At 69.9% G+C, this 20,756-nt stretch carries 25 protein-coding genes; 14 read left to right on the forward strand and 11 right to left on the reverse strand.

Annotated features, from left to right (window positions below):
• Window positions 1-16: 16 nt before the first annotated feature.
• Complete coding sequence (locus Q0W60_RS08370; RefSeq protein WP_297694475.1) at window positions 17-292, reverse strand: KGG domain-containing protein; 276 nt, start codon at window positions 290-292, stop codon at window positions 17-19.
• A 213-nt stretch (window positions 293-505) separates the two neighbouring features.
• Between Q0W60_RS08370 and Q0W60_RS08375 the strand changes: the two genes are divergently transcribed.
• Entirely contained in the window at window positions 506-937 is a 432-nt protein-coding gene (locus tag Q0W60_RS08375; protein WP_297694477.1) for a DUF2147 domain-containing protein, read from the forward strand.
• Here the strand turns inward: Q0W60_RS08375 and proC are convergent.
• The 3 genes from proC to Q0W60_RS08390 all read right to left on the reverse strand — a co-directional run bounded on the left by proC (window position 934) and on the right by Q0W60_RS08390 (window position 2,759).
• Entirely contained in the window at window positions 934-1,728 is a 795-nt protein-coding gene (gene proC / locus Q0W60_RS08380) for a pyrroline-5-carboxylate reductase (RefSeq protein WP_297694531.1), read from the reverse strand. The genes Q0W60_RS08375 and proC overlap by 4 nt on opposite strands.
• Before the next feature lie 125 nt (window positions 1,729-1,853).
• Window positions 1,854-2,357 carry a YbjN domain-containing protein gene (locus tag Q0W60_RS08385; protein WP_297694479.1) on the reverse strand — a complete coding sequence of 168 codons (504 nt, stop codon included), beginning with the start codon at window positions 2,355-2,357 and terminating at the stop codon, window positions 1,854-1,856.
• Between the two features lie 144 nt (window positions 2,358-2,501).
• Window positions 2,502-2,759, reverse strand: coding sequence for an accessory factor UbiK family protein (locus Q0W60_RS08390; RefSeq protein WP_297694481.1), 258 nt, complete (start codon window positions 2,757-2,759; stop codon window positions 2,502-2,504).
• Between the two features lie 120 nt (window positions 2,760-2,879).
• Between Q0W60_RS08390 and lgt the strand changes: the two genes are divergently transcribed.
• The 4 genes from lgt to Q0W60_RS08410 are packed head-to-tail and all read left to right on the forward strand — an operon-like array spanning window position 2,880 to window position 7,707.
• Window positions 2,880-3,764 carry a prolipoprotein diacylglyceryl transferase gene (gene lgt / locus Q0W60_RS08395; RefSeq protein ID WP_297694483.1) on the forward strand — a complete coding sequence of 295 codons (885 nt, stop codon included), beginning with the start codon at window positions 2,880-2,882 and terminating at the stop codon, window positions 3,762-3,764.
• Window positions 3,751-4,806 carry an SAM-dependent methyltransferase gene (locus Q0W60_RS08400; protein WP_297694484.1) on the forward strand — a complete coding sequence of 352 codons (1,056 nt, stop codon included), beginning with the start codon at window positions 3,751-3,753 and terminating at the stop codon, window positions 4,804-4,806. Before lgt ends, Q0W60_RS08400 begins: the two co-directional genes overlap by 14 nt.
• 6 nt (window positions 4,807-4,812) lie before the next feature.
• Window positions 4,813-5,580: a peptidoglycan editing factor PgeF gene (gene pgeF, locus Q0W60_RS08405; protein ID WP_297694486.1), complete on the forward strand. Its 768-nt coding sequence runs from the start codon at window positions 4,813-4,815 to the stop codon at window positions 5,578-5,580.
• Between the two features lie 57 nt (window positions 5,581-5,637).
• On the forward strand, window positions 5,638-7,707 hold the full coding sequence (locus Q0W60_RS08410) for a M13 family metallopeptidase (protein ID WP_297694488.1): 2,070 nt from the start codon (window positions 5,638-5,640) through the stop codon (window positions 7,705-7,707).
• Between the two features lie 33 nt (window positions 7,708-7,740).
• Here the strand turns inward: Q0W60_RS08410 and Q0W60_RS08415 are convergent, their stop codons facing one another.
• Window positions 7,741-8,202: a hypothetical protein gene (locus tag Q0W60_RS08415; RefSeq protein WP_297694490.1), complete on the reverse strand. Its 462-nt coding sequence runs from the start codon at window positions 8,200-8,202 to the stop codon at window positions 7,741-7,743.
• Window positions 8,203-8,347: 145 nt separating this feature from the next.
• On the opposite strand from Q0W60_RS08415, the gene Q0W60_RS08420 reads away from it, so the two are divergent.
• The 4 genes from Q0W60_RS08420 to pth all read left to right on the forward strand — a co-directional run bounded on the left by Q0W60_RS08420 (window position 8,348) and on the right by pth (window position 11,916).
• A complete protein-coding gene (locus tag Q0W60_RS08420) occupies window positions 8,348-9,283 on the forward strand; it encodes a ribose-phosphate pyrophosphokinase (RefSeq protein WP_297694492.1) in 936 nt (311 codons plus the stop codon).
• Between the two features lie 122 nt (window positions 9,284-9,405).
• A complete protein-coding gene (locus Q0W60_RS08425) occupies window positions 9,406-10,455 on the forward strand; it encodes a hypothetical protein (protein WP_297694494.1) in 1,050 nt (349 codons plus the stop codon).
• Between the two features lie 105 nt (window positions 10,456-10,560).
• Entirely contained in the window at window positions 10,561-11,226 is a 666-nt protein-coding gene (locus Q0W60_RS08430) for a 50S ribosomal protein L25/general stress protein Ctc (protein WP_297694496.1), read from the forward strand.
• Window positions 11,227-11,292: 66 nt separating this feature from the next.
• Window positions 11,293-11,916, forward strand: coding sequence for an aminoacyl-tRNA hydrolase (pth, locus tag Q0W60_RS08435; RefSeq protein WP_297694498.1), 624 nt, complete (start codon window positions 11,293-11,295; stop codon window positions 11,914-11,916).
• Between the two features lie 9 nt (window positions 11,917-11,925).
• On the opposite strand, the gene Q0W60_RS08440 is transcribed toward pth, so the two are convergent.
• Entirely contained in the window at window positions 11,926-12,945 is a 1,020-nt protein-coding gene (locus Q0W60_RS08440) for a fatty acid desaturase (RefSeq protein WP_297694500.1), read from the reverse strand.
• Between the two features lie 150 nt (window positions 12,946-13,095).
• Between Q0W60_RS08440 and ychF the strand changes: the two genes are divergently transcribed.
• From ychF to Q0W60_RS08455, 3 genes are read left to right on the forward strand one after another with little or no spacing between them, the layout of a single operon-like run.
• A complete protein-coding gene (gene ychF / locus Q0W60_RS08445; protein WP_297694502.1) occupies window positions 13,096-14,193 on the forward strand; it encodes a redox-regulated ATPase YchF in 1,098 nt (365 codons plus the stop codon).
• A 25-nt stretch (window positions 14,194-14,218) separates the two neighbouring features.
• Entirely contained in the window at window positions 14,219-14,893 is a 675-nt protein-coding gene (locus Q0W60_RS08450) for a dienelactone hydrolase family protein (RefSeq protein ID WP_297694504.1), read from the forward strand.
• Window positions 14,894-14,897: 4 nt separating this feature from the next.
• The gene (locus tag Q0W60_RS08455) at window positions 14,898-15,578 is read left to right on the forward strand and encodes a dienelactone hydrolase family protein (RefSeq protein ID WP_297694506.1); all 681 of its coding nucleotides are present in this window, start codon (window positions 14,898-14,900) and stop codon (window positions 15,576-15,578) included.
• Window positions 15,579-15,618: 40 nt separating this feature from the next.
• Here the strand turns inward: Q0W60_RS08455 and Q0W60_RS08460 are convergent, their stop codons facing one another.
• Together Q0W60_RS08460 and Q0W60_RS08465 are read right to left on the reverse strand one after the other, a co-directional pair.
• Entirely contained in the window at window positions 15,619-16,086 is a 468-nt protein-coding gene (locus tag Q0W60_RS08460; RefSeq protein WP_297694508.1) for a hypothetical protein, read from the reverse strand.
• Window positions 16,087-16,131: 45 nt separating this feature from the next.
• The gene (locus Q0W60_RS08465; protein WP_297694510.1) at window positions 16,132-16,659 is read right to left on the reverse strand and encodes an adenine phosphoribosyltransferase; all 528 of its coding nucleotides are present in this window, start codon (window positions 16,657-16,659) and stop codon (window positions 16,132-16,134) included.
• A gap of 76 nt (window positions 16,660-16,735) precedes the next feature.
• Between Q0W60_RS08465 and Q0W60_RS08470 the strand changes: the two genes are divergently transcribed.
• Entirely contained in the window at window positions 16,736-17,590 is an 855-nt protein-coding gene (locus Q0W60_RS08470; protein ID WP_297694512.1) for a hypothetical protein, read from the forward strand.
• Here the strand turns inward: Q0W60_RS08470 and Q0W60_RS08475 are convergent.
• From Q0W60_RS08475 to petA, 3 genes are read right to left on the reverse strand one after another with little or no spacing between them, the layout of a single operon-like run.
• On the reverse strand, window positions 17,535-18,380 hold the full coding sequence (locus Q0W60_RS08475; protein WP_297694514.1) for a cytochrome c1: 846 nt from the start codon (window positions 18,378-18,380) through the stop codon (window positions 17,535-17,537). The two genes, Q0W60_RS08470 and Q0W60_RS08475, sit on opposite strands and share 56 nt — an antisense overlap.
• Before the next feature lie 8 nt (window positions 18,381-18,388).
• Window positions 18,389-19,705: a cytochrome b/b6 gene (locus Q0W60_RS08480; RefSeq protein WP_297694516.1), complete on the reverse strand. Its 1,317-nt coding sequence runs from the start codon at window positions 19,703-19,705 to the stop codon at window positions 18,389-18,391.
• A 5-nt stretch (window positions 19,706-19,710) separates the two neighbouring features.
• Complete coding sequence (gene petA / locus Q0W60_RS08485; RefSeq protein WP_297694518.1) at window positions 19,711-20,265, reverse strand: ubiquinol-cytochrome c reductase iron-sulfur subunit; 555 nt, start codon at window positions 20,263-20,265, stop codon at window positions 19,711-19,713.
• A 200-nt stretch (window positions 20,266-20,465) separates the two neighbouring features.
• Here petA and Q0W60_RS17390 point away from each other — a divergent pair, with 200 nt between their 5' ends.
• On the forward strand, window positions 20,466-20,750 hold the full coding sequence (locus tag Q0W60_RS17390) for a hypothetical protein (protein WP_366075349.1): 285 nt from the start codon (window positions 20,466-20,468) through the stop codon (window positions 20,748-20,750).
• Window positions 20,751-20,756: the final 6 nt, after the last annotated feature.

The following is a 20,756-nucleotide window of genomic DNA, read 5'->3' on the forward strand; positions in this document are numbered from 1 at the left end:
CTCCCTGCCGGACCGGCTAGCGCCGCCCGCCGCCGGACGACTCGCCGCCCTTGCGGCCGGCCTCCGAGGCCAGGTTGCGATCCTGCGAGAAGCTGCGCTTGTCGTCGGGAACGCTCTCGCCGCCCTTGCGGCCGGCTTCCGAGGCCAGGTTGCGGTCCTGCGAGAAGCTGCGCTTGTCGTCGGGAACGCTCTCGCCGCCCTTGCGGGCGATCTCACGTTGCTTGTCCTCGTCCATTGCCGCGAAGCCGCGGTTGGAGTGGCCTGAGGACTGTCCGCCTTGCTGATTGGCCATGTTGGCTCTCCTTGCAACGTCCCCGGGGAGCGGGGATCGCGAGCCTAACCCCTTCAATAGAGCTTGGTTTCAGCTTGGCAGGAATATAAGCTACAATTTTACTGCAAAGTCAAAGCTTAATCGTCATACTATACAATAACGATGATATTTTCGTCTCCAGACAAAACAGACTTCACCTTGCGGTCGGTCGGGAAAGGGCGCTAAGATGACGGCATGGGCCGCCTCGCCTTCGCCGTCCTCCTCGCCGTCGTCGCCTCGCCGGCCGTCGCAGCCGAACCGATCATGGGCCAGTGGCTCAACCAGGATCGCGAAGGGAAGGTGCTGATTGCGCCTTGCAGCGGCGCTCCGACACTGGTCTGCGGATCGATCACCTGGCTCAAGGAGCCGAAGGCCGACGACGGCCGGCCCGTGCGCGACATCCATAATCCCGACCCGGCGCTCCGCAATCGGCCGGTGATCGGCGTCACCGTCATCCGGGACATGAAGCCGGACGGCCCGGGCCGCTGGACGGGCGGGCGGCTCTACGATCCGGAGACCGGCGGCAGCTACAGGGGCCGGCTGACGGCGCTGGGCGGCGGCAAGCTTAAGGTAGAGGGCTGCGTGCTGGTGCTTTGCCAGGCCCAGATCTGGACGCGCGCCGACTAGCCGCCCAGCGCCTTCGAGCGCTTGACCGCGGCGGCCACCGCCTCGCGCAGCAGCGGCGCGAGGCCCCGATCGGAAAGCAGCACCTCGAGCGCCGCCTCGGTGGTGCCGCCGGGCGAGGTGACCTGCCGGCGGAGCTCGGCCGGCTCGCCGCCGCTCTCGGCGAGCAGCGCCGCCGCGCCGGTGATCGTCGAACGGGCGAGCCGGGCGGCCTGCTTGGCGGGCATCCCGGCCGCCGCCGCCGCGGCTTCCAGCGCCTCGACGAAGGCGTAGAGATAGGCCGGGCCCGAGCCCGAGACTGCGGTGGCGACATGCATCTGCGCCTCGTCGTCGAGGTCGACCACCGCGCCCAGCGGCTCGAACAGCGCGTGCGCCCGGGCGAGCGCCGCCGGATCGTCGGAATAGAGGCTGGCGGTTCCGCGGTTGATCGCCGCCGCCGTGGTTGGCATCACGCGCGCGATGGCCCGGCCGCCGAACTCCTTGCCAACGGATGCGGCCCGCACGCCCGCCATGCTCGAGACGATCACCGCATCGGCGGCGAGCCAGGCCACGTACTCGGCGGCGATCTCCACCCACACCTGCGGCTTCACCGCCAGCACCACGGTCCGCGCCTGCGCGAGCTCGGCCTGCGGCGGATTGAGCCTGGCGCCCTCCAGCGCAGCCGCCAGCGCCGGCTGGCTGGGGGCCGGGTCGCAGATGATCAACTCGGCGGCCGCGAACGCGCCAGACCGGCGCCAGCCCTCCAGCATCGCGCCGCCCATGCGCCCGGCGCCCAGCATCAGGATCGGGGTGATCATCGGCCCCTCAACCGCTCTTCCCGGCGAAAGCCGGACCCAAGCGGCCTCTCAGCCGTGATCGGCCGAAAAGATCAATCCCAAACTCAGCATGGATCCCGGGCTCCGCCGGGACGAGCGGGACCCTAGGCCTCGCCGACGGTCTCGAACATGCAGGCGGCGATGGCGTCCTGCGGCGACTTCGAGCCGCGCACCAGGAAGTCGAAGGCCGGATAGAAGCGGTCGGCGCACTCCAGCGCCACGTCGATCATGGCGGCGGCCTGCGCCAGGCTCGGCTGCTCGCCGGTCATCAGCGCCATGCCGTGCCGGAAGACGATCTCGCCGTCGTCCCAGACCTCGAAGTGGCCGAGCCAGACCCTGGGATTCACCGAGGCCAGCAGCTCGAACGCCGCCTGCCGCTGGTCCGGCGCGACGGTCAGGTCCATGGAGAGGCACAGCTGCAGGCATTCCCCCTCCGGGCGCCAGGCGAACCACAGCTCATAGTCCTTCCAGTCGCCGGCCAGGGAAAAGGCGAGGTCACCATCTTCTGTGCGGTCGAACGGCAGGTTCTCCGCCGTCAGCACGTGCTCCACGACATCGAGCGGATCGGTTCCGATCACGACGTTGTCGTCAGACTGGGTGGTGTCCATGAGACCCGAGGTCCTTTCGCTGCCGGCGAAACCGCGGAGGGCGGCCTCGAATCGCCAGCGATACTGAAATTAATCTGCTTCGTGGCTTTAACGTCACCCGGTTCTTCCCTGGGGCGAGCCACATTCGCGTGTTTCTGTGGATGCTCAGGGGGCGTCCGCCGGCGGGGTGGGCGATTTCGTCGCGCCTTCGCCCTTCAGGGCCGCCACCTCGCCGCGCAGGGCGGCGATCTCGGCCTTGAGCGCCTCGATCTCCTCGCGCCGCACCAGGTCGAGCTCGGCGGCGATGCGGTCGACCTGGCTGCGGAACGCGGCCTTGGCCTCCTCGCTCGCCGCCTGGGCCATGCCCATGGCGGCCGTGGTCAGCTTGGCCATCTCGTCGAGGAACGGGTTCTGGGTCTGCATCTCTCGGCTCTGCGGCGGCGGGCGGCGGCCTCGGATGATATATGGCCCCGCGGGGGGTGAAAGCGAAGGCCTTCTCGTCTAAAGCCTCTCGTCTGGCTGAACGCTGGAGCGTCCGATCCCGTGCCCTTTCCGGATTTCGATCCCGTCCTCGTGCACCTGGGGCCGCTGGCGATCCGCTGGTACGCGCTCGCCTATGTCGCGGGCATCCTGCTCGGCTGGCGCTACGCCGTGCGGCTGGTCAGGAACGCCGGCCTGTGGGCGCTGCGCGGCCCGCCCGCGACCGTCGAGCAGGTCGACGACCTGATCCTGTGGATCACGCTCGGCGTCATCGTCGGGGGCCGGCTCGGCCACGTCGTCTTCTACACGCCGGACCTGATCTGGACGGACCCGCTGGAGATTTTCAAGACCTGGCACGGCGGCATGAGCTTCCATGGCGGCGCGCTCGGCGTGCTGATCGCCATCCTGGTCTTCGCCTGGCGCAACAAGCTGGATCTCTGGCGGCTCGGCGACGTGGTCGCCGCCAGCGCTCCGATCGGCCTGTTCTTCGGCCGCATCGCCAACTTCATCAACGGCGAGCTCTGGGGCCGGCCGACCACGCTGCCCTGGGGGATCATCTTCCCCGGCGCGGGGCCGGAGCCGCGCCATCCCAGCCAGCTCTACGAGGCGGCGCTGGAGGGGATCGTGCTGTTCCTTGTGCTTCGCTGGGCCACCCATTCCCGCAAGTGGCTGAACCGGCGCGGCGTGGTCATGGGCCTGTTCATCGCCGGCTATGGGCTCGCGCGCACGGCGCTCGAGAACGTGCGCGAGCCGGACGCCTACATGCCGCACTTCCCGCTCGGCCTGACCATGGGGATGCTGCTCTCGATCCCGATGATCCTGGTGGGCTGCTGGATCATCTGGCGCGGCCTGAAGGAGCCGCTGCCGGAGGCGCGCGCCGCCGCGCCCCCCGGGGCCGGGCCGACCCCCAAGCCCACCAAGGCCAAGAGGGCCGATGGGCCTGCGTGAGCGGCTGGCGCGCCAGATCCGCGAGACCGGGCCGCTCACCGTCGCCCAGTACATGACCGCCTGCCTGCACGATCCGCAGTTCGGCTACTACGCCACGCGGCCGGCGCTGGGCGAGGACGGCGACTTCATCACCGCGCCCATGGTCAGCCAGATGTTCGGCGAGCTGATCGGGGTCTGGGCGGCCTCGGCCTGGAGCCTGCTTGGCGAGCCGCCGCAGGTCCGGCTGGTCGAGCTTGGCCCAGGCGACGGAACGCTGATGCAGGACCTGCTGCGCGCGGCCCGCGCGGCCCCGGGTTTCCTGCGGGCCGCCGACGTCTGGCTGGTGGAAACCTCCCCGCCCTTGCGCACGCTGCAGTTGGAGCGCCTGGAGGACCGCGTCCGCTGGGCGGCCTCGCTGGCGGACGTCCCGGAAGGCGCGCCCCTCATCCTGATCGCCAACGAACTCCTGGATTGTCTGCCCGCCCGCCAGTTCGTGCGCACGGCCGTGGGCTGGGCCGAGCGGCTGGTGGGCCTCGACCCCCAGGCGCGGCTCGGTTTCGTGCTTAGTCCCACGCCTGCGGCCGGCGTCTTGCCCGACGCCGCCGAGGGGGCGGTCTATGAGCAATCGGCGGCGCAAGCCGCGCTCGGCTCGGAGATCGGCGCCCGGGTGGCCCGCGACGGCGGCGCGGCCCTCCTCGTCGACTACGGGCGTGACGAGCCCGGCTTCGGCGACACCCTGCAGGCGCTCAAGGCGCACCGGAAGCTCGGCCCGCTCGCCTCTCCGGGCGAAGCGGACCTCACCGTCCACGCGGACTTTCCGGCGGTGATGGCGGCGGCCCGCGCCGAAGGCGCCGCGGCCGCGATCCTGACCCAGGCCGAGTTCCTGGCCCGCATGGGGATCGGCGCGCGCGCCGAGGCGCTGGTCCGCAGCCGGCCGGCGGCCGCGCCGCGGATCGGCCGCCAGCTCAATCGCCTGCTCGCCGCCGACCAGATGGGCGAGTTGTTCAAGGCCTGCTCGCTTCACGCGCCCGACTTCACGCCACCGGCCTTCGAGGACGCCTGAGCCGCCATGGCCGACCTGCCCGTGATCGCCTCGCCGCTGCTCGACCTGCCAGGCGTCCGCCACGGCTTCTTCACGCGCCGGGGCGGCGTCTCGGCCGGCGTCTATGAGAGCCTGAACGCCGGCGCGGGCTCGAACGACGATCCCGAGGCGGTCGCCGAGAACCGGAGGCGCATCGCCGCTGGGTTCGGCTCTGGCGAGCTCGTCACCTGCTACCAGGTCCACTCGGCCACCGCGCTGGCCGCCGACGGCCCCTGGCCGGCCGGCCCGCCGCAAGCCGATGCGGTGGTGAGCGCCACGCCGGGCGTGGTCTGCGCGGCGCTGGCCGCCGACTGCGCGCCCATCCTGATCGCCGATCCGGAGGCCAAGGTGGTGGCCGCCGCCCACGCCGGCTGGCGCGGCGCGCTGGCGGGCATCGTGGAGGCGACCGTCCGGCGGATGGAGGGCCTGGGCGCCGACCGCCGCTGGATGCGCGCCGCGGTCGGCCCCTGCATCGGTCCGGCCTCATACGAGGTCGGGCTGGAGTTCCGCGCCGCGTTCGTCAAGGCGGACCCTGCGTTCGGCCGCTTCTTCGCGAGCGGCGCCACGGACGACAAGCGGATGTTCGACCTGCCGGGATTCGTGCTGGACCGCCTGCGCGCGGCGGGCGTCGAGCGCTGCGAGTGGGTGGAGCGCGACACCTGCGCCGAACAGACCTGGTTCTTCTCCAACCGCCGCGCGGTCAAGCGCGGCGAGCCCGACTACGGCCGGCTGGTCTCGGCGATCATGCTCGGCTGAGCGCGGCTTTCCGTTCCGTAACTTGCGCCAGCCGCTGCGCTCGGTAGGACGAGCGCCATGAAGACTCGTCGCACCTTCCTTGCCGCCCTGCTGCTCCTCAGCGCAGCCCCCGCAGCTCTCGCCGCGCCGCCGCAACCCCGGGGCGGCAAGCTTTCCGGCGTGACCAAGGCCTACATCGATCGCGCGGTTCGTCCCGGCGACGACTTCGACGCCTACGCCAACGGCGCCTGGCGCAAGACCGCCCAGATCGATCCCGACCGGAGCTCCGCCGGCCTCGGCGTGGAGCTTTCCAAGATCAACGAGGCGCGCAACGCCGACATCATCGCAAGCGCGCTGGCGGCGAAGGCGGCGCCCGGCAGCGACCGGCGCAAGATCGCCGACTACTACCGCGCCTATGTCGACACCGCCGGGATCGAGGCGCGCGGGCTTGCGCCGATCCGCCCGGCGCTGCGAGCGATCGCGGCCATCAAGGACCGGCGCGCGCTGTCGGCGATGCTGGGGGCGCGGCTCCGCGCCGACACCGATCCGTTCAACAACAACAACTACTCGAGCAGCCACAACCTCTTCGGCCTGTTCGTCTCGCAGGACCTCAATCACCCGACGCGCAACGTCCCCTACCTGATGCAGGGCGGACTGGGCTTGCCGGACCGCGACTACTACCTCTCGAGCGAGCCCCAGACGCTCGAGGTGCGTAACGCCTACCGCGCCTACGTGGCCAAGGTGTTCCGGCTGGCGGGCTTTTCAGACCCCGAGGCCCGCGCCGACCGGGTGCTCGCGCTAGAGACCAGGATCGCCGCCGCCCAGGCCGACATCGTCGCCAGCGAGGACGCGCACAGGGGCGACAATCCCTGGACCCGCGCAGACTTCCCGCGCAAGGCGCCCGGGATGGACTGGGCGGCCTTCTGGACCGCGGCCGGCCTGCCCCGGCAACAGGATTTCATCGCCTGGCAACCGGCGGCGATCACCAAGCTCTCCGGCCTGGTCGCGAGCGAGCCGCTGGAGAGCTGGAAGGACTGGCTGGTCTTCCACCGCTTCGACGCGGCCGCGGCGGTCCTGCCGAAGGCCTTCGACGACGCCCGCTTCGAGGTCTTCGGCCGCCAGCTCGACGGAACCCGGCAGCAGCGTCCCCGCGACAAGCTCGCCATCGCCGCGGTCAACGCCGCGCTCGGCGACGAGGTCGGCCGCATCTACGCGTCCCGCTACTTCCCGGCCTCGTCGAAAGCCCAGATCGAGCAGATGGTGAAGAACATCGTCGCGGCGTTCGATGCGAGGCTGGCCCGGCTCGACTGGATGGCGCCCTCGACCCGCGCGGAGGCTCGAAAGAAGCTCGCCGCCATCAAGGTTGGGATCGGCTATCCGGACCGCTGGCGCAAGCGGCCGGCCTGGGCGGTGCGCGCCGATGATCCGCTCGGCAACCTGGAGCGCTCCGAGCTCGCCATCTACCGCTACCACCTCGGCAAGCTCGGCCATGCCCCCGATCGCGACGAGTGGTGGATGACGCCGCAGACGCTCAACGCCGTGAACCTGCCGCTGCAGAACGCGCTGAACTTCCCCGCCGCCGAGCTGCAGAGCCCGCACTTCGACCCGCGCTTCGACCCTGCGGCCAACTACGGCGCGGCGGGCTCCATCATCGGCCACGAGGTCAGCCACACCTTCGACAACCTGGGCTCCGAGTTCGACTCCGTCGGGCGGCTGCGCAACTGGTGGACCAAGGCCGACTTCGCGCACTTCCAGCAAGCCGGCAAGGCGCTCGCAGCGCAGTACGAGGCCTATGAGGCCCTGCCGGGCCTTCACCTCAAGGGCGAGCAGGAGCTGGGCGAGAACATCGCCGACGAGGCGGGCCTCACCGCCGCCTACGAGGCCTACCACGCCTCGCTGCGCGGCAAGCCCGCGCCGGTGATCGACGGGCTGACCGGCGACCAGCGCTTCTTCCTCGCCTTCGCCCAATCCTGGCGCTCGAAGCCCCGCGAACGGGCGCTCCGGGCCCAGGTCGCGAGCGACGAGCATGCGCCCGCCAAGTGGCGCGTCGAGACAGTGCGCAACCTCGACGCCTGGTATCCGGCCTTCCAGGTGACTCCCGGCGAGACGCTCTACCTGCCGCCCGACAAGCGGGTCCGCGTGTGGTGAGCCGGCCGGCGGCGGCCGGATCTGCCGGGTCGGCTACGCAGGGCGTCCCTGATCGAGCAGGATTCCCGCGCCGCCCGCCTTGTAGCCCGCGATCCGTCCCCACATTCCATACGCCCTGGCCGTGGGTGTCCAGATCAGATGGCCGGCGTCATCGAGATGCGCGACACCGATCGGCCGCCGCCGCAAGACCACCGGGTCCACTGGGATCGGCGGCAGCGGTTCGCCCCGGCGGAACGACCGCTTCGGGTCCTTGAACTCCAGCCTGGGCTTGCCGTCGGAGCACGGCACGCTGATCGAGACCGTCTGGCCAACGCGGAAGGCCTGGCCCGCCCAGACCTCCTTCACCCGGCCGTCGAGGCGGCAATCGCCCGGCAGCTTCGCCGGCACGTCCACGTGGCTCGGCTGGATGGCGATGACATTGTCCCCGGCCCCCGCCGCCACCGCCGGCGTGGTCGCGAACAGAAGCAAGACCGAGAGGATAGCGGGACGGATCATCGGGGGACTCCTTCGCCGGTCCATCCTCCCTCATGTGGCGATCGGCGCAAGCGCTGAGGCTCGCGCGCCGGGCGGGACCTTGCCCCTGCCGCCATGGCTGCTACAAGCGCCCGCAAAGCTTGCGCAAATTCGTGATGGGGGTCCGATGAAGCTGCTGGCCGGCAACTCCAACCGCACCCTGGCGCAGGCCGTCTCCAAACACCTCGGCACGCCTCTCACCCACGCCCAGGTCAAGCGCTTCGCCGACAACGAGGTCTGGGTCACCATCGACGAGAACGTGCGCGGCGAGGACGTCTTCGTCATCCAGTCGACGAGCTATCCGGCCAACGACAACCTGATGGAGCTCTTGATCTGCATCGATGCGCTGAAACGCGCCTCGGCCAAGCGGATCACCGCGGTGATGCCCTACTACGGCTACGCGCGGCAGGACCGGAAGACCGGCGGCCGCACGCCGATCTCGGCCAAGCTGGTCGCCAACCTGATCACCCGCGCGGGCGCCGACCGGGTGCTGACCATGGATCTCCACTCCGGCCAGATCCAGGGCTTCTTCGACATCCCGACCGACAACCTCCTGGCCGCGCCGCTGATGGCGCAGGACATCGCGGCCCACTACGCCAAGACCAGCGAGCTGATGATCGTCTCGCCGGACGTCGGCGGGGTGGTCCGGGCGCTGGCGCTCGCGAGCCGCCTGGGGGCCGACCTGGCGATCGTCGACAAGCGCCGCTCCGCGCCGGGCCGGAGCGAGGTGGCCAACATCATCGGCGACGTGGCGGACCGACGGCTGATCATGTTCGACGACATCGCCGATTCCGCCGGCACCCTCTGCTCGGCGGCGCAATCGCTGATCGACGCGGGGGCGAAGGAGGTCTCGGCCTATGTCACCCACGGGGTGCTCTCCGGCGCCGCCAGCGAGCGGGTGAAGAGCTCGGTGCTCAAGGAGCTGGTGATCACCGACACCATCGAACAGCCGGAGCACATCACCGCGGTGGGCAAGATCCGCCAGGTGAGCTGCGCGGGTCTGATCGGCGAGGCGATCCGCCGCATCGCCAACGAGGAGAGTGTCTCCAAACTCTTCGACTAGAGGCGATTTGGCGGCGGCTCGACCGGCCGCGCTTGCTCAGAAAGAGTTTACCGGGCAAGGCCACAATCACTCGGGGGGCAGGTGCTAGTTCTTTGACCACTCGCTCGAGGAAGGCCGCGTCGATGAGTTCCCAGGTTCCCGCCCGCCGCGCGCTTGCGCTCGCCGCCCTCGTCATGACCGCCACCCTCGGCGCCTGCGCGCAAGAGACGCCGCCCGTGGCCGCCCCGCCGCCGCCCGCGCCGATCCCCAGCGTCAGCCTGTCTCCGAAGCTCATCGAGCAGGCGAGCGCCTACCGCGCCTACGTCGATCGCGCCGCCCGGATCTCGCCGGCCTTCACCGACGGCGCCTCCGTGGCCCAGGGTCTGAGGGTGGGGGAGGCCTATGAGCCTGACCAGCTGCTGCGCGGCGCTATCGCCTACGGCGCGGTGGTGGCGCTGCAGGATTCCGGCTTCCGCGATGGCGTGCGGATCTACGCCAAGGACCCCGACCAGCGCCGCCAGGTCGCCTACGAGATCATGAAGGATCCGGCTTACGTGATCGGCATCAGCGGCTCGGCCGGCGCGGCCGGCCTGGTGGTCAACGCGCTGGGCGGCGACGGCCAGAAGCTGTTCGACGACGGCAAGGCGGTGAAGCAGGCGGCCTACGACGTGCAGCACTTCGCCTGGTCCAAGGCCGATGTGCCCGGCCGCGATGCGCGGCTGGCGATGGCCAAGCAGCTGTCCGCGACGCCGTTGGAAGGCTCGACCGACATCACCGCCAAGCTGCAGCAGGCGGTCACCGGCGCCGAACGGCTGGTCCTCCCGGCCAACAGCGCCGCCCCGCCCTACACCCCGCTGGTGGTGCGCTCGATGGCGGTCGCCGCGCTCGCGGCGCTCGGCTACGCCGACGACACGAGCCTCGAGCAGGTCATGCCGCTGACCGCCGAGCCGAACTCGGCGGAGTGCCTCAACATGTCCAAGCTCAACCTCTACCAGTGCCTGGCGGTGGCCAAGCCGCACTACGAGGACGTATTCTGCCTGGGCCAGCACGTCCTGAAGGACACCGGCGCCTGCCTGCTGCGCGGCGTCGGCGCCGCCGATCCGGAGCCGCCGGTGTTCGACACCCCGCGCGTGACGCCGGTCTCGACCGGGGCGAGCCCCAAGCGCAGCCACGGGCGCAAGCATCGCGACTGAGGACCCCGGCCCCGTTGCGCCGGGCGGCCCTATTGTGTATCTACGCGCACCCATTTTTGCGTCGCCGCGCGCCGATCGCGCGGCGGCTTCGTTTTGAGGCGCGCCATGGCCGAGATCGTTCTGAATGTTGAGGTCCGTGAGCGCGCCGGCACGGGCGCCGCGCGCGACGCCCGTCGCGCGGGTTTGGTCCCCGGCATCCTCTACGGCGGCGATGAGCAGCCGGTCTCCATCGCGATCCAAGCCAAGGAATTCCGCAAGGCGCTCTATACCGGCAAGCTGCTGGGCCACCTGGTCACCCTGAAGTACGGCGCCGAGACCCAGCCGGTGATCGCCAAGGACGTGCAGATGCACCCGGTGACCGACGAGCCGATCCACTTCGACCTTTACCGGGTGGACGAGCACCAGGAGATCCGGATCGCCGTTCCGGTGCACTTCCGCAATCACGAGGAGAGCCCCGGCCTGAAGCGGGGCGGCACGCTCAACGTCGCCCTGCACGAGGTGATGGTGCTGGTGCCCGCCGACCAGATCCCCGAGGAGCTGGTGATCGACCTCACCGGCCTCGAGATCGGCGACAACGTCCGGGTGTCCGATATCCGGATGCCGGCCGCCGCCAAGGCCGCGGTCGACACGGACACCGTGGTGGTCTCGGTCACCGGCATGATGGCCGAGGTGGTCGAAGAGGCGCCGGAGGGCGCGCTGGAGGGCGAGGCCGCCGAGGGCGAGGAAGCCGCCGCCGAAGGCGAGACCACCGAAGAAGCCGGCGACGAGTAGGATCTCCCCACCCCGCCGAAGCTTCGCTTCGTTCGCCCTCCCCGCCACCAAGGGAGGGATCGCGCCATGCTGCTGATCGCAGGGCTCGGCAATCCCGGGCCGCAGTACGCCAGGAACCGCCACAACATCGGCGCCATGGCGGTGGACGAGATCGCCCGCCGCTGGGGCTTCGGGCCGGAGCGTCGGCGTTTCCAGGGCCTGGCCTGCGCCGGCGAGATCGAGACCCCGCAGGGTCCCGTCAAGACGCTCATCCTGAAGCCGCAGACGTTCTATAACGACAGCGGCCACGCGGTGGGCGAGGCGCTGCGCTTCTTCAAGCTCGAGCCTGCCGACCTGGTCGTGTTCTACGACGAGATCGACCTGGCGCCCGGGCGCTTCCGGATGAAGGCGGGCGGCGGGGCGGCCGGCAACAACGGCGTCCGCTCGATCACCTCCCAGGTGGGGCCCTACTTCCGCCGCGCCCGGCTGGGGACCGGCCATCCGGGCCACAAGGACCTCGTGCAGGGCCACGTGCTCTCCGACTTCCACAAGGCCGAGCTCAAGTGGGTCGAGCCGCTGCTCGCGGCCTGCGCCGACGCAGCCCCGCTGCTGGCGCTCGGCGAGGACGAGAAGTACCAGGCCGAAGTCATGCGCCTGGCGCCCGCCGAGAAGGCCGATCCGCGCGCGCTCGCCCGCGGCAAGGACGACTGAGCCGCGGCTCTAGGCCGCGATGGGCTGCGGGATGCGGCGGTGGGCCTCGCGGAAGGAGACCAGCCGGCCGCGGGCCTCGTCCCACAGCGCCAGACGCATCGAGGTGAACGCCTCGCCTAGCGTGAGCCGGCTCGTCTCGTTCAGCCGTGGATGGTCCTTGAGCACCTGCGGCAGGCGGTAGAACGGGATCTTGCTGCCGAGGTGATGGATGTGGTGCGCGCCGATGTTGGCGGTCATCCAGCGCAGCACCGGCGGCAGGATCAGGTGCGAGCTGCCCTTCAGTGCGGCGTCCTCGGCGTTCCATGCCGACTGCCGCGCCCAATAGGCGGTCTCGAACTGGTGCTGCACGTAGAACAGCCACACGCCGACGCAGGCGGCGGCCACCACGATCGGCAGATGCACCAGCAGCAGCGCGCGCGGGCCCGCCAGCAAGAGCTGGACGCAGACGAGCAGCGCCAGGCCCAGGCTGTTGCCGAGCACGCTCAGCCAGGCGCGGCCCTGCCGCATCAGTCCGATCGGCAACCGATGCTGCAGGACGAACATGTAGGCCGGCCCGAACAGGAAGATCACCAGCGGATTGCGGTAGATCCGGTAGCCCAGCCGCTGCAGGGCGGGCTTGGCCATGTATTCCGCGACCGTCATGGTCTCCAGCGCGCCCAGGCCGCGGCGATCGAGATTGCCGGAGGTGGCGTGGTGGATGGCGTGGGTGCGCCGCCAGTAGTCGTAGGGCGTCATGGTGAAGACGCCGATCAGCCGGCCGGTCCATTCGTTGGCTGTCCGCGAGCGGAAGAACGCTGCATGCCCGCAGTCGTGCTGGATCATGAACAGCCGCACCAGGAAGGCCGCCGCCGGTAGGGTCATGGCGACGCCCCACCACCAGCCGTGCGAGACCGCGAACAGGGCCGCCCCCCACAGCGCCAGCAGCGGCGCGGCGGTGATCGCGATCTCCAGCACGCTGCGTTTGTGGCTCGGCCGCTGGTAGCGCGCCAGCGCCTCGCGAAGGCCGCGTTCGTCGGAAGTCATGCTCATGGACGGGGGATCTCTGGCTCGGCCGACACGGTACGCTAAATGGCGGTTCTCCCCGCCTTCCGATAGGGGGGTCGCCTGCGACAAAAGCCGTTCTCTGCGGCTTATCGCCCATGCTAGGTCCCGGCCCTCTAAGGATGTCTGAAGGACCCCATGGCCTTGAAAGTCGCGATTGTCGGCCTGCCGAACGTTGGCAAGTCGACACTGTTCAACGCGCTCACCCAAACCGCGGCGGCGCAGGCCGCGAACTATCCGTTTTGCACCATCGAGCCCAACGTGGGCGACGTCGCCGTGCCCGAGCCGCGCCTCGACGTGCTGGCCAGGATCGCCGGTTCGAAGGAGATCATCCCCGCCCGCACCAACTTCGTCGACGTGGCCGGCCTGGTGCGCGGCGCCTCCAAGGGCGAGGGGCTCGGCAACCAGTTCCTGGCCAACATCCGCGACACCGACGCGGTGGCCTTCGTCGCCCGCTGCTTCGAGGACAGCGACGTCACCCATGTGGAGGGTCGCGTCGACCCGCTCGCCGACCTCGACATCATCGAGACCGAGCTGATGCTGGCCGACCTCGAGAGCCTGGAGAAGCGGGTCGTCAATCTCGAGAAGCGGGCCAAGACCGGCGACAAAGAGGCGGTCGTCACCCTGCGCCTGGTGAAGCTGGCGCTGGCCGAGCTCGAGGCGGGCCGCCCCGCGCGGGTGGCCAAGGTCTCGACGGAGGACCAGAAGGCCTGGCGCATGCTGCAGCTCCTGACGGCCAAGCCCGCGCTCTATGTCGCCAACGTCGACGAAGCCTCCGCCGCAACGGGCAACGACCTCTCACGGCAGGTGGCGGCCCGCGCCGCCCAGGACGGGGCCAAGGCGGTGGTCATCTCCGCCAAGATAGAGAGCGAGATCGCGCTTCTCGACGAGCACGAGCGCGGCGAATTCCTGGAGACGCTGGGGCTCGCCGAGCCCGGCCTCAACCGCCTGATCCACGAGGCTTACAAACTCCTCGGCCTGCAGACCTACTTCACCGCCGGTCCGAAGGAGGCGCGCGCCTGGACCATCCCGGCGGGCGCCAGCGCCCCGCAGGCGGCCGGCGTCATCCACACCGATTTCGAGAAGGGCTTCATCCGGGCCGAGACCATCGCCTACGATGACTATGTCCGGCTGAACGGCGAGGCGGGCGCGCGCGACGCCGGCAAGCTGCGCTCGGAAGGCAAGGACTACGTCGTCAAGGAAGGCGACGTGATGCACTTCCGGTTCAACGTCTGACGAGAGCACCCTAGGGAGGGGCGAGATGGGCGAAACGATCAGAATCGCAGGCGCGGACGGCTTCGAGTTCTCCGCCTACCACGAGCCGTCGTTCACGCCGCGCAAGGGCGGGGTGATCGTCATCCAGGAGATCTTCGGCATCGACCGGCACGTCCGCGCCGACGTCGGCCGCTGGGCCAAGGCGGGCTACGACGCCATCGCGCCCTCGCTATACGACCGCCGCGAATGGGGCTTCACCGCCGAGCACGACCCGGCAGGGATGCAGGCCGGCATCGCCAACGCCCGCGCCACGCCCATCGAGCAGGCGCTGACCGACATCGCCGCCTGCCGCGACTTCCTGAAGGCCCACGGCGCCCAGAAGGTCTGCGTCGTCGGCTACTGCTACGGCGGCTCGCTCGCCTGGCTCTCGGCCTGCCAGCTCGACGGCATCGCCGCCGCCTCCAGCTACTACGGCTCCATGGTGCAGGCGAACGCCGCACTGACGCCGAAGAGTCCCACCATAGTCCACCTCGGGCGCACTGATCACGGCATCCCCGCCGACGAGGTCGCCCAGGCGCTCCACCAGCACCACCCGGACCTGCCGGTCTACATCTACGAAGGCGCCGGGCACGGCTTCAACAACGAGAGCCCGGAGCGCTACAACGCCGAGGCGGCCGACCTTGCGCGCCACCGCACGCTTGAGCTGTTCGAGGCGGCGTGAGGCGATGGGCGAGACCATCAGCCTGAAGAGCCGCTTCGACGGCTTTGAGCTTGCCGCCTACCGCGCCGCCCCGCAGGACGCCCGCCGCGGCGGCCTGCTGCTCATCCAGGAGATCTTCGGGGTCACCGACCACATCCGCGAGCTCTGCGAGGGTTTCGCCGAGGAGGGCTATGAGGTGATCGCGCCGGCCTTCTATGACCGGCTCGAGCCCCGCTTCGCCGCCGACTACTCGCAGCCCGCGACCCAGAAGGGCGTGAGATACTCGACCGAGACTCCCTGGGACCAGGTGGCCGGCGACGCCCAGGCGGCCATCGATGCGCTCGCAGAGCCGGTGTTCGTCACCGGCTTCTGCTGGGGCGGGGCGGCGACGTGGCTGGCCGCCTGCCGCTGCGAGGGGCTCTCCGCGGCCGCGGGTTACTACGGACGGCGCATCTCCGAGCTGAACGACGAGACGCCGAAGGCGCCCATCATCCTGCACTTCGGCAAGACCGACGCCTCGATCCCGCCCGAGCGGATCGAGGAGATCGCCGAGCGCCACCCCGACGTGCCGATCTACCTCTACGACGCGGGCCACGGCTTCGTCTCCGACCGCCGCAGCGACTACGACGCCGATTCCGCCCGCCTCGCGCGCCTGCGCACGCTGGCCTGGTTCGCCAACCACGGCGGCGGCCGCAGCGCAGCTTGAAAGTCCATCGATTCCCGGCTCTTCTCCGGGAATCCTGACGTCATTCCTCGATGACTTTCCGCACCTCGGGCGCCCGCTCGAGCGCGCGGACCAGGATCGCCTGCGCGGCGAGGATGCCGATGCCCGCCGCGTAGGCCGAGAAGACGTTGGCGTGGTACTGGCCGCTCGCGGCGACCTTCGCCACCTGCCAGTAGATGAACATCGCCGCGCCGAGCAGCAGGCACACTCCGGTGACGATCGAGACCGGCGTCTGGCCGAAGCCGGCCTGGAAGCTCAGCCAGACGTAGCGGGCGAGCCATCGCTTGAGCACCGGCACCACCAGCGGGATCACCAGGGCACCCAGCAGGAACACCGCGGGCCACAGAAGGGTCCAGCGCACGACCGCCTCGCCGCCGCCCGGCAGGCGGCCCACGGCGTGCACCACCGCGCCCGAATAGATCAGGCTCGCGGTGGCGACCGTCAGGTCCTGCATCCGCTTGAAGTTGCGCCAGGCGCGCGTGAAGGCCATGGCCGCTAGTTAGGCGCCCGCTGGGGCGGCGTTAAGGCGCCCCGGTCAATGGCCCGCGAAGGCGACCAGCGTCGAGACCGGCACGCCGGTGCGCTTGAGCTTCTCCGCCCCGCCGAGCTCGGGCAGGTCGACGACGAAACAGGCCGCGACGATCTCGGCCCCGCCCTGGCGCAGGAGGTCGACGGCCGCCAGCGCCGTCCCGCCGGTAGCGATCAGGTCGTCGACCAGCATCACCCGCTCGCCGCGCGTCAGCGCATCGAGGTGCATCTCGATGGCGTCGGTCCCGTACTCCAGGGCGTACTCCACGGCGCGTGTCTTGTGCGGCAGCTTTCCGCGCTTTCGCAGCGGGATGAAGCCTGCGGAGAGCTGGTGGGCGACCGCGCCGCCGAGGATGAAGCCGCGCGCTTCGATGCCGGCCACCTTGTCGATCTTCATGCCGGCGAACGGCTGCACGAGCTCGTCGACGGCGCGCCGGAAGCCCCGGGCGTCGCCCATCAGGGTGGTGATGTCGCGGAACATGATCCCGGGTTTCGGATAATCCGGGATCGTGCGGATCAGTGTGGTCAGGTCCATCAGGCAGCGCCCCAACGGCGGATCGTCGGAGCGCTTATCGCCGAGCGCGCCCCGCTTGGCTATCGTCCAAGGTCAGGTGCGACTCACCCTCCCGCTTCTCGTCCTGGCCGCCGTGGCGGCCGCCCCCGCGGCCCGCGCGGGCGGGACGGCGTGCTGGTTCGACAATGGCGTGGTGGTCGTGCCGGCCGAGGTGCTGGGGATCGCCGGCGACTACGTGCTCGACACGGCCACCCCCACGACGCAGCTCGCCGACACCCAGGCCGGCGGCGCCGGCTTCGCGGCGACGGCGCTCACCGGTCGCGTGCGCCTGGCCGGCCTGACCCTCGATGACCGCCCGGTCGGGGTCGCGACCCTCGACCTGCGCACCGGCGCGCTTCCGACGCCGATCGCCGGTGTGATCGGCGCGGACTTGCTGAAGGACTTCGTGCTCGACGTCAGCTTCGCGCCCTGCCGCGTGGCGCTGCGGCGCAGGCGCGGCCGCCGCTTTCCGGCCAGCGCCGTCCTGCCGCTGCGTTGGATCGCCGGGGTCCCCACGGCGGAGGTCGCGGTCACGGACGGGACGCGGGCGTGGCGCGGCGCCTTCGCGCTGGCGACCGGCGGCGACACGCCGGTCCGGCTCAGCGATGCGGTGGCCCAGGCGCCTGTCGCCGGCGCGTCCAAGGAGCTCTATCCCTACGGCGTGCTGCGCCCGAAGCTGCGCGCCCTGGGTTTCGCGGACGATCTCTACGAGGACCTGCCGGCCGGCCTGATCAAAGCCTTGGATCCGGCGCTCGCCGGCCAGATCGGCGCGCCGCTGCTCGCCCGCTATCGCCTGCGGTTCGACTTCCCGCACGGACGCCTGCTGATCGCGCCGGCGACGCCGCCGGACCGCCGTCCTAGTGCGAGACGTCGCGCCAGATCCGCCGGTAGCTCGCATAGAGCAGACCGGTGAAGATCAGCAGGTAGATCATCGCGCCCAGGCCGAACTCCTTGCGCTCCTCCATCTTGGGCTCGGCGGCCCAGGCGAGGAAGGCGGCGACGTCGCGGGCTTCGTTGGCGACCGTCGAGGGCGTGCCGTCGTCGAAGGTCACCTTGTTGGGGGCGAGAGGCGGCGGCATGGCGATGAAACCGCCCTTCGGCACCTGGTCCTTCGGCCCGGTCCAGAACGAGCTCACGTCGCCCGGGTAGTAGGGATTGTAATAGCGGCCGGCCATGACGTTCAGGCCGCGCGGCGGCGGCACGAAGCCGGTCAGGATCGAATAGATGTAGGCCGGGCCGCCCTCGCGCGCCTTGGCCATCACCGAGAGGTCCGGGGGCGCCTTGCCGCCGTTCGACGCCGCGGCCGACGCTTCGTTCGGGAACGGCGCCGGGAACTTGTCGGCCGGCGTCGCCGGGCGCTGGATGTCGTCGCCGGTCTCGGAGTCGATGTCCTTGACTTTGATGTCGGCGGCCAGCGACTTCACGTACGGGTTCTGGATCGGGTTGGGGTACTTCGGGTCGTAGAACGGGCCGCCCTTCTGGCCGAGGTTGCGGAAGTACATCAGGTCCATCGAGTGGCAGGCCGAGCAGACCTCCCGATAGACCTTGTAGCCGCGCTGCAGCTGTTCGGCGTCGAACTTGCCGAACGGGCCCTCGAACGACCAGTGGATGTCCTTCGGCTCCTCGCTGGTGGTGGCCGCCAGCGCCGGCGTCCCGACCAAGGCGAGCCCGAACACCGCGAGCGCGATACCTTTGCGCAGCATCTTGAGGCTCAACCCTTCTTGGTGGCCGCGGCGGCCGCGACGGGACCGCTGGCGGGATGCGACAGAACCGGCTCGGAGATCGACTCCGGTATCGGCAGGGGCGTCTCGGTGAGCCCCATCACCGGCGTGATGATCAGGAAGTAGGCGAGGTAGTAGAGCGTCGCGACCCGCGACAGCCAGACCATGGAGTTCAGGTCGTAGTCGCCGAGCGTGAAGGTGGTGACGTTCGGGATCACCGCGTCGGCCGGCTCGTGGGCGCCGCACCAGCCCAGGACCAGGCAGACGGCGATGAAGATGAAGAAGTAGAGCCGCATCGTCGGCCGGTAGCGCATCGACCGCACCTTCGAGGTGTCGATCCACGGCAGCACGAACAGCAGCGCGATGGCGCCGAACATCGTGATCACGCCGCCCAGCTTGTTCGGCACCGAACGCAGCATCGCGTAGAACGGCAGGAAGTACCACTCGGGCACGATGTGCTGCGGGGTGACCAGTGGGTTGGCGCGCACCGAGTTGTCCGGCGCGAGCAGCGCGTTGGGGAACCAGAACACGAAGAAGGCGAACAGGATCAGGAACAGCGCGATCGCGAAGCTGTCCTTCACCGTGTAGTACGGATGGAAGGGGACGGTGTCCGCCTTCGACTTCACGTTGACGCCGGTCGGGTTGTTGTTGCCCGGCACGTGCAGCGCCCAGATGTGCAGGGCGACGACGCCGGCGATCACGAACGGCAGCAGGTAGTGCAGCGAGAAGAACCGGTTGAGGGTCGGGTCGTCCACCGCGAAGCCGCCCCACAGCCACGTCGTGATGGCGTTGCCGACCAGCGGGAAGGCGCCCAGGAGGTTGGTGATCACCACCGCGCCGTGGAAGCTCATCTGGCCCCAGGGCAGCACGTAGCCCATGAAGGCGGTGGCCATCATCAGCAGGTAGATGATGCAGCCCAGGATCCACAACACCTCGCGCGGCGCCTTGTAGGAGCCGTAGTAGAGGCCGCGGAAGATGTGGACGTAGACCGCCAGGAAGAACATCGAGGCGCCGCTGGCGTGCATGTAGCGGATCAGCCAACCGTAGTTGACGTCGCGCATGATCCGCTCGACCGAGTTGAAGGCGTAGTCGACGTGCGGAACGTAGTGCATCGCCAGCACGATGCCGGTGACGATCTGGATGCCCAGGCACAGCGCCAGGATGCCGCCGAACGTCCACCAGTAATTCAGGTTCTTCGGGGTCGGGAAGGTGATGGCGCTGTCGTAGGCCAGCCGGATGATCGGCAGCCGCATGTCCAGCCAGCGCTCGAAACCGGTCTTCGGCTCGTAAGTGGAATGTCCGCTCATCGTCGTCAGCCGACCTTGATCTTGGTGTCGGAGAGGAAGCTGTAGTCCGGCACCGCCAGGTTCTTCGGCGCGGGGCCTTTCCGGATCCGGCCGGAGGTGTCGTAGACCGAACCGTGGCAGGGGCAGAACCAGCCGCCGTACTCGCCGCCGCCGAAGGTCGGCACGCAGCCGAGGTGCGTGCAGGTGCCGATCAGGATCAGCCACTGCGGCTTGCCGGGCTTGTGGCGGCTCTCGTCGGTCGCCGGATCGCGCAGGTCGGCGTGGTCGTCGTGCACCGCCTCGGCGATTTCCTTGGGCGTCCGGTAGCGCACGAACAGCGGCTTGCCGCGCCACTTGACCACCACCTGCTGGCCTTCCTGCACCTTGGTCAGGTCGAACTCGATCTGCGCCAGCGCCAGCGTGTCCGCGGCCGGGTTCATCTGGTCGATGAACGGCCAGGCCAGCGACACCACCGCGCCGACGGCCGCGGCTCCGGTGACGATGTGGATGAAATCGCGGCGATTGGGATCGTCGGATGACGCAAGCGGATCGGGGTTTGCGCCAAGAGCGGTGTCAGACACCAAAGCTACCCTTCAATTCCTGGCCCCCGGGCGGGGACGCTGAAGCCTTTGGACCCGTCCAGAGGCCTGGTAAAGGGCCGCTGGCCGGGAGGTCGTTTGGGGCAGGACGAATATTCCCGAAGCGCTTGCGAGACCTCGCGCCGCGCGTCCGTGATTCGTCTCTCCGCCCCCCCGGTCCATCCCGTGGCGGATCGCTTAGAATGCGTTTGGCGCTTTTTCAACCGCACATTCCGCAAAACCTCGGCGCGGCCCTCGCGTTGGGCGTCCGCCTGGGCGTCAGCCTCGATCTGATCGAGCCTTGCGGCTTCCCATTGGGCGCGCGCGATTTCCCGCGCCGCGATGGATTATGGCGCCAAGGCCGATTCCTCGTTCGGCGAATTTCTCACGAAATCCGAGACTCGCAGCGCCTCCCCGCGAGCGCCACGGCGCTCGCCGAAGCGCTTCGCCAGACGTCCGACTTCCCAAGCGCCGCCGAAAGCGGCTAGCAGGAC

Origin of the sequence: Phenylobacterium sp., from assembly GCF_025934275.1 — a bacterium.
GTDB lineage: Bacteria > Pseudomonadota > Alphaproteobacteria > Caulobacterales > Caulobacteraceae > Phenylobacterium.